The sequence below is a fragment of the Actinopolyspora mortivallis DSM 44261 genome (genome assembly GCF_000384035.1).
GTDB lineage: Bacteria > Actinomycetota > Actinomycetes > Mycobacteriales > Pseudonocardiaceae > Actinopolyspora > Actinopolyspora mortivallis.
Genome location: NZ_KB913024.1, coordinates 4223610 through 4233350, shown reverse-complemented (window position 1 = coordinate 4233350; position 9741 = coordinate 4223610). Strand labels below are relative to the sequence as shown.

General features: G+C 70.4%; 9 protein-coding genes. 4 read left to right on the top strand and 5 right to left on the bottom strand.

Going from position 1 to position 9741, the window contains the following annotated elements; all coding sequences use genetic code 11:
• From ACTMO_RS21605 to ACTMO_RS0119920, 3 genes are all read left to right on the top strand, one after another.
• Positions 1–1465: APC family permease (locus tag ACTMO_RS21605; RefSeq protein WP_019856445.1), on the top strand; the 1465-nt coding region annotated here is incomplete at its 5' end.
• 125 nt (positions 1466–1590) lie between these two features.
• A complete protein-coding gene (locus ACTMO_RS0119925) occupies positions 1591–2550 on the top strand; it encodes a lipid kinase (protein ID WP_019856444.1) in 960 nt (319 codons plus the stop codon).
• A gap of 130 nt (positions 2551–2680) precedes the next feature.
• Positions 2681–2872, top strand: coding sequence for a hypothetical protein (locus tag ACTMO_RS0119920; protein ID WP_019856443.1), 192 nt, complete (start codon positions 2681–2683; stop codon positions 2870–2872).
• A gap of 71 nt (positions 2873–2943) precedes the next feature.
• Here ACTMO_RS0119920 and ACTMO_RS0119915 read toward each other — a convergent pair whose 3' ends face one another.
• The 4 genes from ACTMO_RS0119915 to ACTMO_RS0119900 all read right to left on the bottom strand — a co-directional run bounded on the left by ACTMO_RS0119915 (position 2944) and on the right by ACTMO_RS0119900 (position 7447).
• A complete protein-coding gene (locus ACTMO_RS0119915; RefSeq protein WP_019856442.1) occupies positions 2944–4602 on the bottom strand; it encodes an FAD-binding dehydrogenase in 1659 nt (552 codons plus the stop codon).
• A 56-nt stretch (positions 4603–4658) separates the two neighbouring features.
• Complete coding sequence (mctP, locus tag ACTMO_RS21600) at positions 4659–6359, bottom strand: monocarboxylate uptake permease MctP (protein WP_019856441.1); 1701 nt, start codon at positions 6357–6359, stop codon at positions 4659–4661.
• 1 nt (position 6360) lies between these two features.
• Positions 6361–6627 (bottom strand): DUF3311 domain-containing protein, encoded by a 267-nt coding sequence (locus ACTMO_RS0119905; RefSeq protein ID WP_019856440.1) that lies wholly within the window; start codon positions 6625–6627, stop codon positions 6361–6363.
• Positions 6628–6775: 148 nt separating this feature from the next.
• Positions 6776–7447 carry an HAD-IA family hydrolase gene (locus ACTMO_RS0119900; protein ID WP_019856439.1) on the bottom strand — a complete coding sequence of 224 codons (672 nt, stop codon included), beginning with the start codon at positions 7445–7447 and terminating at the stop codon, positions 6776–6778.
• A gap of 151 nt (positions 7448–7598) precedes the next feature.
• Between ACTMO_RS0119900 and ACTMO_RS0119895 the strand changes: the two genes are divergently transcribed.
• On the top strand, positions 7599–8801 hold the full coding sequence (locus tag ACTMO_RS0119895; RefSeq protein WP_019856438.1) for a dipeptidase: 1203 nt from the start codon (positions 7599–7601) through the stop codon (positions 8799–8801).
• Positions 8802–8906: 105 nt separating this feature from the next.
• On the opposite strand, the gene ACTMO_RS21595 is transcribed toward ACTMO_RS0119895, so the two are convergent.
• Positions 8907–9593, bottom strand: a complete 687-nt coding sequence (locus ACTMO_RS21595) for a hypothetical protein (protein ID WP_019856437.1) — start codon at positions 9591–9593, stop codon at positions 8907–8909.
• Positions 9594–9741: the final 148 nt, after the last annotated feature.

The window sequence follows — 9741 nt, the reverse complement described above, 5'->3', positions numbered from 1 at the left end:
CATCGGCTTCGCCTACGCCGAACTCTCGGTGATGTTCCCCGTGGTCGGCGGCATCATCCGCTTCCCCCACTACTCCTTCGGCTCCTTCGCCAGCTTCAGTTCCGGGTGGATCAGCTGGCTGGCCGCCGCGGCGGTCACCCCCATCGAGGTCCTGGCCACCATGCAGTACGCCTACCCCTACGCCGGGTGGCTGATGACCAAGGTCGAGGGCGAGTACCTCGTCAGCGGCTACGGGTGGTTCGTGGCCATCGGACTCATGGCGCTCTACAGCGGCATCAACATCCTGGGGGTGCGGCTGTTCGCCCAGCTGAACAACCTGCTCGTCTGGTGGAAGCTCGCGGTGATCGTGCTGGTCATCGTGGTGCTGTTCGCCCTGGCCTTCCACCCGGGCAACCTCACCGAGTTCGGCGGCTTCGCCCCCAGCGGCGCGGGCGCGGTGTTCACCGCCATCCCCGCGGCCGGGATCGCCTTCTCCTACCTGGGCTTCCGCAACGGGGTGGAGTTCGCCGGCGAGACCAACAACCCCCAGCGCAACGTCCCCTTCGCCCTGATCGGCTCCATCCTGATCACGGCGATCATCTACGTGCTGCTGCAGGTCGCCTTCATCACCGGGCTGCCCCAGGACCTGCTCGGCCAAGGGTGGGAGAACCTCTCCTTCGCCGAAAACGCCGGACCGCTGGCCGGACTGGCCATCATGCTCAACGCGTTCTGGCTGGCGGTGCTGCTGCGCATCGACGCCGTCATCTCCCCGGCCGACACCGGGTTGATCTACGCGGGGGTGACCACCCGGCTGTCCTACGCCAACGCCCGCAACGACAACGCGCCCCAGGCCCTGACCAAACTGAACAAGCGGGGCGTTCCGTGGGTGTCGATCCTGCTGATGTTCGTGGTCGGTTGCCTCTTCTTCCTGCCCTTCCCGGCCTGGTCGAAGTTCATCGGCTTCATCACCTCGGCCTTCGCCGTCTCCTTCGCCCCCGGCTGCCTCGTGGTGGGGGCACTGCGGCGGCAGCTGCCCGACCAGCCCCGCCCGTTCCGGCTGCCCGGCGGGGACACCATCCCGCTGCTGGCGTTCTTCGCCTCGAACCTGCTGGTGTTCTGGTCCGGGTGGTCGATCAACGAGAAGATGCTGGCCGGGCTGCTGGTCGGTTACGTGGTCTTCGTCGTCTACCACGCGGTGACCAGCCACGACACCCCGCCGATCGACTTCCGCTCCGGATCGTGGTTCCCGATCTGGCTCGGCGGTCTGATGGTCATCAGCTACCTCGGTGAGGTGGATCCGAGCGCACCCGCCGATCCCAGCCTGCTCGGCGGCGGGGACGGTTTCATCGGAATCGGCCTGGGCACCGTCGTCATCGCGGTGTGGAGTCTGGTGATGTACTACTACGCCATGGCCGTGCGGCTGCCCGCCCACCGCGCCGTCGCCTACATCGAGAAGACCCCCACCGACGCCCCGACCACGGTCTGAGAGGTCGCACCCGAGGGGGACGGGCGGAAGCCGCCCGTCCCCCTTCGCGTGTCCGCCGGGGTGCGGGCACGCACACCCCTGCACGCGCCGCACCGACGGTGTGGGCTTGCGCCTACACTGCGGCGGTGTCCGGCCCGACCGAACGCGCAGGAGCGGTGGTGTCCACGGAAACGAGAACCGCGAACCGGGTGGCTGTGGTGGTCAACACGCTGTCGCGCGCCGGCAGCCAGGCCTACTCGCTGGCCCTACGCACCCTGAGCGAGCAGGGAGTTCCCCTCGGGCAGACCTACCCGCTGCGGGATCCCGCCCGACTGGTGGAGACGGTGCGTTCCGCCGTGGACGCCGGGCACGACTTCGTGGTGATCGGCGGCGGTGACGGAACCGTCAGCTCCGTGGTCGACGTGCTGGCCCACACCGGCGTGCCCATGGGGCTGCTTCCGCTGGGAACGGCCAACGACTTCGCCCGTACCCTCGACATCCCGACCGACCTGGAACAGGCGTGTCACACCATCGCGCGGGGCAGGATCGTGGACATCGACCTGGGGCTGTGCGGCACCAACTACTACGCCAACCGGGCCTCGGTGGGGGTGGGCGCCGAGGTGGCCACCGCGATGTCGCCGGGCCTGAAGAAACACGTCGGAGCGCTGGCCTACCCGGTGGCCTCCGCCCGCGGCTTCCTGCGGCACCGCCCGTTTCCCGCCAGGCTGAGCTTCCCGGACGGCGATCACGAGACCAGGGAGTATCCCAGTCTGCTCCAGATCTCCGTGGCCAACGGGCGCTACTTCGGAGGGGGTCAGCTGGCCGTCCCCGACTCCGGAATCGACGACAGCACCCTGGACATCACGGTGATCAGGCACGGCAACCTCCGCGAACTGCTCACCGTCGCGCGGAACTTCCGCAGCACCCGGCTGCTGGAGACCGACCAGGCCGAGCACATCCGCACCCGGCGGGTGCGCGTGGAGACCGCCCGGAGCATGCCGATCAACATCGACGGCGAGCTGGTGGACCGCACCCCCCAGGAGATCTCCGTGGCCCGCAACGCGCTGCACGTGGCCGTTCCCCGGAACTGGGTGGACGGCGGCTGAGCGCTCGGGTACCGCCGGAAAGTGCCCTGGCACACACGCCCCCGAGGCGGGTGGATCCGGCCGGAACGAAAGGGTAGACCGGTCGCCGGACCGACCAGCCCCGATTTCGGAGGGAACGAGCCCGTTGACCATGTGGAACTACAGCAACGCTCCACGCTGCACCGTGTGCGCGCATCGCGCGATCGTCACCAAGCACCAGGCCCAGCGACTGGTCAACTCCTCCGGCGGGCGGCTGGTGGCCTACCAGTGCCCCATCGAGCTGTCCAGCTGGCACGTGTGGGCACCGGAGTTCGAGCGGGGCGGCGGGAGCGGTTCCCAGTAGGGACACCGGTTTCGGCACCACCGGCCCCTCGACCACACCGCCGTGGTGGCCGCCCGGACTCCCACCCCGCTTCAGCCCAGATCCCGGGCCAGCGCCCTGCCCGCGTTCCTGCCGGAGAACACGCACCCGCCGAGGAAGGTGCCCTCCAGCGCGTTGTGGCCGTGCACCCCGCCACCACCGAAACCGGCCACCTCACCGGCGGCGTAGAGCCCGTCGAGCACCTCGCCGTCCGGCCGTAGCACCTGCGAGTCCAGATTCGTCTCCATCCCACCGAGGGTCTTGCGGGTGAGCACGCGTAGCCGCACCGCGACCAACGGCCCGTGACGCGGGTCGAGCAGCCGGTGCGGGGGTGTCACCCGGATCAGGCGGTCACTGACGAACCCGCGCGCCGCCCGGATCGCGGTGAGCTGCATGTCCTTGCCGGACATCCCTCCCACTCCGGCGTCCCGGGCGAGCACCTCGCGCCGCACCCGCTGGTGGTCCAGCAGCCGCTGGCCGGTCAGCTCGTTCATCGCGGTGACCAGGTCCCGCAGGTTGTCCCGCACCAGGAAGTCGACCCCGCGACGCCGGAAGGCGTCGACCGGCCCGGGAGCGCCGCCGCGCACCCGGGACAGCAGCTTGCGGGGGCTCTTGTCGGTCAGGTCCGGGTTCTGTTCCGAACCGGACAGCGCGAACTCCTTCTCCAGGATGCTGCGGTCCAGCAGGAACCAGCTGTGGTCGTGACCGGTGGCCAGCAGGTGCCGCAGCGTTCCCATGGTGTCGAAACCGGGGAAGTACGGCGGTGGCAGCCGGTTGCCGCGGGCGTCCAGCCACAGCGCGGAGGGGCCGGGCAGGATCCGGATGCCGTGGTCCGGCCAGACCGGATCCCAGTTGCTCACCCCCTCGGTGTAGTGCCACATGCGGTCCCGGTTGATCACGTTGGCCCCGGCCCGTTCCCCGATCTCCAGCATCCTGCCGTCCACATGCGCCGGTACTCCGGTGAGCATGTGCTCCGGGGCGCGCCCGAGCCGACGTGGCCAGTTGCGCCGCACCAGCTCCTGGTCGCCTCCGATCCCGCCGGAGGCCACCACCACCGCCTGGGCGTGGTGCTCGAACTCGCCGACCACCCTCCGCGAGGAGGCCACCCCGCGCGGCTCGGCGGAGGGTTCCAGCACGCTGCCCCGCACCCCGTGCACCGCTCCCCGGTCGAGCAGCAGCTCGTCCACGCGACGGCGGTACTCGAAACGCACCAGCCCTTCCCGTTCGGCCCGACGCACCCGTTCGGCGAACACGCGGACGATCTCGGGGCCGGTCCCCCAGCCGAAGTGGAACCGGGGAACCGAGTTGCCGTGCCCACCCGCCGTGCCGTCGCCGCGTTCGGCCCAGCCCACGAAGGGCATGAAACGCATTCCCAGCCCGCGCAGGTACTCGCGTTTCTCCCCGGCGGCGAAGGAGACGTAGGCCTCGGCCCAGCGGCGTGGCCACCTGTCGGAGGCGGAGTCGCCGAAGGCGGCCGAGCCCGTCCAGTCCCGCAGCGCCAGCTCGGCGCTGTCCCGCACCCCCAGCCTGCGCTGCTCGGGGCTGTTCACCAGGAAGATCCCGCCGAGCGACCAGTGGGCCTGCCCCCCGAGGTTGTCGGCGTTCTCCTGTTCGAGGACCAGCACGCGACGACCGGCCCGGGTGAGTTCGTAGGTGGCCACCAGCCCCGCGAGTCCGGCGCCCACGACGATGACGTCCGTCTGCGCTGTCACGAGTCCGCCTTTCGTCGTTGTCGGAAAACGCGACCCCGCCCACGGCGGGTGTCGCCTCAGGTCCGGGTGGAGGGGGCCCAGCGTTCGGAGTCCCCCGGCCCGCCGTCAGCCGCTCCGCCACCGGTGTGCCCGCTCGCGGGTCGGCCGGTGGCCAGATAGTCCCCCTCCCGGGTGTGGTCGGTGCCGGGTGAGAGGCCGAGACGGCCGAACAGCGGGGTGAGCAGCACGACCACCAGCAGGTTCAGCGCCAGGGCCACGGCCCCGACGTAGATCTGGGTGGCGACGTCCGGAAGCGGCTCCCAGCCGAACAGGTTGAACTCGCCCAGCCGCATGGCGGAGCCGCCGAAGTGTCCCCGCCCGGTGACCGGGTCCTTGGGGATCAGGTAGAGCTGCCACAGTCCCCACGCCATGCCCACCGTCCACCCGGCTACCAGCGCCCAGCGGTGCGGCCATCTCGTGTACAGACCCACGGCCACGGCGGGCAGGGTCTGGAGGATGATCACGCCGCCGATGAGCTGCATGTCGATGGAGAACTGGGGGTCGATGAACACGATGCTCAGCACGGCGCCGAACTTGACCACCAGGGAGGCCAGCCGGGCCTGGCGTGCCTCGTCCGCCGCGCTCGCCCCGGGACGGAGGTGCTCCTTGTAGATGTTGCGGGTCCACAGGTTCGCCGCCGCGATGGACATGATGGCCGCCGGAACGAGGGCCCCGATGCCGATGGCCGCGTAGGCCAGCCCGGCGAACCAGTCGGCGAACATCCGGTCGAACAGCACCGGGACGATGGTGTTGGAGTCCGGTTCCCCCGTCGCCCCGTTGACGATCGGTTCCACCCCGGTCGCCAGGGCCGCGTACCCCAACAGCGCCAGCATCCCCAGCAGGAACGAGTAGGCGGGCAACGCGATCATGTTGCGTCGGATGACCCCGCGCCCGGAGGAGGCCAGGATGCCGGTCAGCGAGTGCGGATAGAGGAACAGCGCCAGGGCCGAGCCCAGCGCCAGCGTGGCGTACTGGAGCTGGTTGTGCTCGCCCAGCAGGACGGAACCGGAGGCCTGGCCGGTCCGCGGGTCCGGTTGGGACAGCACGGCGGCGGACTCGTCGATGATCGAGCCCCACCCGCCGATCCTGGTGGGCAGGTAGAACACGGCCACCAGGATGACCACGTAGATCAGCAGGTCCTTGACGAAGGCGATCAGCGCGGGCGCGCGCAGCCCGGAGTGGTAGGTGTACAGCGCCAGCACCAGGAAGGCCACGAACAGCGGAGCGTGCCCCGCGATCCCGCCGCCGTTGAGCCCCATGGTGCGCAGCACGGCCTCCAGCCCCGCCAGCTGGAGGGCGATGTAGGGCATGGTGGCCACGATCCCGGTGATCGCCACCAGGGTGGCCAGCAGCGCGGAGTCGTAACGTCCGCGCACGTAGTCCGCAGGGGTGACGTATCCGTGCACCTTGGACACCGACCACATGCGCAGCAGCGGCAGCAGCACCAGTGGGTACAGCACCACGGTGTAGGGAAGCGCGAAGAACCCCATGGCCCCGGCCCCGAACACCAGGGCGGGAACGGCCACGAAGGTGTAGGCGGTGTAGAGGTCCCCGCCCACCAGGAACCAGGTGATCCAGGATCCGAACCGGCGCCCGCCCAGTCCCCACTCGTCGAGGTGGTCCATGGAGGCGGCCCGGCGCCACCGGGTGGCCACGAAACCCAGCACCGACACCAGCACGAACAGCGCGGTGAACACCCCGAACTCGGTCCACTGCATGTCAGCGTTCTCCCCCGCTCGGGGCGTCCTGCTCGGCGGCCCGTTCCCGCCGGTTGGCCGCGCGTACCACCAGCGCCACACACACCACGCCCAGCGGGACGAAGAGGAACTGCGACCAGTAGAACATCGGCAGCCCGAACAGGCGGGGCTCGTCGTGGTTCCACAGCGGAGTGACCAGCATCAGCAGCGGAACCAGCAGCAACAGGTTCCAGGGCGAGCGCTCGTGACGCGGTGTTCGGCCCGCCCGCTCCCCGTCCCGGTCGGACATCAGCGGTATCCTCCGGAGTTCACCCTTCCGATCACTCGATCGAGTAGCAGCATGTTAAACGGAGCCCGTGGGTGAGGAAAGAGCGCGAGCGGCCCACCCCCCGGGGGGTGGGCGGACGCCGCCGCCCGTTTCCCCGGCGGGGAGTGGCTCACTCGGCGGGCAGTCGCTCGGGCAGCTCCTCCAGTGTGTCCAGCACGAGCTCGGGCTCGGGGGCGAACGGGTAGTCCGGAACCGCCGGTGAGGCCAGCTGGGCCACACGCAGTCCCGCCAGCGCGGCCCCGGCGCAGTCGAAGGGGTTGCCGGAGACCAACCAGATCTCGCCCGGCTCGCTGTCGAGCCGGGCGGCCAGGTGCCGGTAGGTCTCCGGGGCTGGTTTGAACGTCTCCACCTCGGCACAGCTGACCGTCCACTCGAACCGGTCGGCGATGCCGTGCTCGGTGAGGATCCTGTCCAGTCCCGGCGGGTCCCCGTTCGAGAACACGGCGGGACGGGCTCCGCGCCGCAGCATCCGGTCCAGCACCGCCTCCACTCCCTCGAACAGCTCGGGAACGGCCACCCGATCCAGCGCCACCGCGCGCTGCTGTTCGCTCAGCCCGGTCCCGGCCGCGCTCAGGGCCATGTCCAAGGCCTGCGCGGTGACCACCGGCCACGGCTGGTGATGCCGGGCGGCGGCGAGCAGCCAGGAGATCTCCAGCTGGTAGCGCCGCCACGAAGCGGCGATCGTCTCCGCCTGGTGCGTGTACGGGCGCAACCCGTTCGCGTGACTCGCCGGGTCGGCGAGCGTTCCGAACACGTCGAAGGCCACTTTCGGTCCGGGCACGACCGCTCCTGCCTGCCGGGGCGTGTGGGGAGAGAACTCGCGGCGCGGGCTCCCGGCCAAGGTCGCAGAACCGGTCGCCGGAGGCAACGTCCCGCGCCGCCGAGGGGCTAGGGTTGGTGGGTCCTGCCGCACCCGCACACGTGAGGCCCGTATGAACGACACCGCCCCGTCCTCCCCCACCCGGCCGGGACCGGTGGGCGCTCCCGTGTTCGACGGCCACAACGACCTCCCCTGGGCGCTGCGGGAGCAGGTGGGCTACGAGCTGGCGCGCCGGGAACTCACCGCGGACCAGTCGGGCACGCTGCACACGGACCTGGCCCGTTTGGAGGCCGGTGGGGTGGGCGCGCAGTTCTGGTCGGTCTACGTCAGCACCGAGCTGACCGGGCAGACGGCCGTGACGGCCACTCTGGAGCAGGTGGACTGCGTCCGTGCGCTGCTGGACCGCTATCCCGAGCGGCTGGTCGCCGCCACCTCGGTCTCCGATGTGGAACGTGCCCGCCAGTCCGGGCGCATCGCCTCGCTGATGGGGGCCGAGGGTGGGCACTCGATCGCCTGTTCGCTGGGCACGCTGCGCGCGCTGTACCGGCTGGGGGTGCGCTACCTGACGCTCACGCACAACGACAACGTCGCCTGGGCGGACTCGGCCACCGACGAACCACGCGCCGGAGGACTCACCCGTTTCGGCGAGGAGGTGGTGCGGGAGATGAACCGACTGGGCATGTTGGTGGACCTCTCGCACACCGCCGCCGACACCATGCGGGACGCGCTGCGGGTCACGCGGGCTCCGGTGATCTTCTCCCACTCCAACGCCAGGTCGCTGTGCGACCACCCGCGCAACGTGCCCGAGGACGTGCTGCGGGCGGTGCCGGACAACGGCGGGGTGGTCATGGCCACGTTCGTACCGAAGTTCGTCCTCCAGGCCGCCGCCGACTGGGAACGCTCGCTGGACGAACACCTGCTCACGCGCGGGATCCGCCCGTTGGACTCCTCGGAGGAGGCCGGGCGGGTACGTGCGGAGTTCGAGGCCGAGCACCCACGCCCCCGCGCGACGGTCTCCGACGTGGCCGACCAGGTGGAACGGCTGCGTTCCGTGGCGGGGATCGACCACGTGGGTCTCGGCGGGGACTTCGACGGGACGGTGTTCACCACCTCCGGGCTGGAGGACGTGTCCGGCTACCCGGCGCTGTTGGAGGAGCTGCTCACGCGCGGCTGGTCCGAACAGGAGCTGGCCAAACTGACCTGGCACAACCCGCTGCGGGTGCTGGGTGAGGCCGAGCGGGTCTCCGAGCGGTTGCGGGAACGCGAGGAACCGTCGGTCGCCACCGTCGAGCAGCTCGACGGCCCGAGCACCTGAGTCCCCGCCGTCACACCGTCGGGACGGGACGGCGTGGCGAGCCCGTGCTGGGCCGCCCCACACACCGTGTGGCGCCGGGCGTCACGGAGCACTGACCTCGCGGGCTCACCGCCGGCCCGGCGGGGGAAGTTCCACGGCGACCTCGGGCACGGTACGCAGCACCTGCCGGGGAGGTCGTCCCCGCACCGGCTCGGCCTCGGCCACCACCAGGGTGTCGCCCCGCGGCTTCGAGTCATAGTGGTGGCCGGTGAAGCGCGTTCCGGGCAGCACGGGACGGATGTCGCCGGTGCCGTGCACGTCGATGAGGTTCCGGAGGCGACGGGCCTGTCCACGTCCGCGCATACGCACCCAGGACACCAGCACGGTGACGGTGTTGTCCGCCCGGTCGGTCAGCGGGAACTGGACCCGGTCCAACCTCCGGCAGGGGTGTTCCAGGAAGAACTCGCGGACCTGCCCGTGGGAGAACAGCGCGCACTCCGCGGCCTCCTCCCGTGTGCGGTTCCCCCGCCGCAGCCGCATTCGACTCCAGGTCCTGCTGCGTTTCCCCTGACGGGCGAGTTGCTTGCTGCGGGCCGTGTTCCGTCGCACGGTACGCACCACGGCGGAGTCCGCCGCCGAGAGTTCCGCCGAGCCCGTCCCGCCGGCGGCTCCGCCGAGGGACAACGAGCCCGTGGTCCCACCCGAGTACACCAACACCGCCGCCACCCCGGCACCGAGGAGTTTTCCGCCGCGTTTTCCCCGGATCGGGTACACCGTTCCGTCTTTCCTGGTACGGAATTCCGTCTTGGGCATTCGACTCCTTTCCACTCTTTCGGACGGATACTGCCGCTTCGACGACTGAACGTGCACCCGGAAAAAGACGATCTCACTCGTTCGGTCTATGAACGAAGAGTTGATCTCACTCGTTCAGAGGAAACAGGGGCCGGTGTGTAACAGCCCC